Origin of the sequence: Methylophaga sp. UBA5088, assembly GCF_002414625.1 — a bacterium.
Taxonomy (GTDB): Bacteria; Pseudomonadota; Gammaproteobacteria; order Nitrosococcales; family Methylophagaceae; genus Methylophaga; species Methylophaga marina.
On sequence record NZ_DIAC01000021.1, the window covers coordinates 2007 to 2513 of the forward strand.

The window sequence follows — 507 nt, forward strand, 5'->3', positions numbered from 1 at the left end:
TTCATACTCAAAAAAACAAAAGAAACATGTTCCAAACTCAAAAATCACTTTACACCCCAACAACGCTACTCGAAACGATAATTGTCATTCTGCTTGTCACAGCTTCAACAGCTACCAGTGCTGAGCCAACAGACTCCTTTAACAAAGCCAAAAAGCTATTGGAGAACAATGTCTACTATGACCACCGCGTCACGCTATATTGTGGCGCTGCGTTTGATGAAAAAAAGAATGTGACTTTGCCCAAATCTTTTGTCACCAGTAAACATAAAAAACGGGCTAAAAGTATCGAGTGGGAGCATGTGGTCCCGGCTGAAAACTTTGGTAGAACATTTAAAGAATGGCGTGAAGGACATCCATTGTGTGTCGACTCTAAAGGGAAATCATTTAAAGGGAGAAACTGTGCCAGCAAAGTGATTTATATAATCTCTACCCAGCGATAGGTGCCGTTAATGCTGGCAGGAGTAATCACAATTTCACCATGCTGCCTCAGGCAAAATCCAGCTTTGG

Annotated in this window: 1 pseudogene; it reads left to right on the forward strand. The window is 41.8% G+C overall.

From position 1 onward, the window contains the following. Nucleotides 1-440: pseudogene (locus B4K20_RS02730) on the forward strand (hypothetical protein); the annotation flags it as partial. Between the last annotated feature and the right edge of the window lie 67 nt (nt 441-507).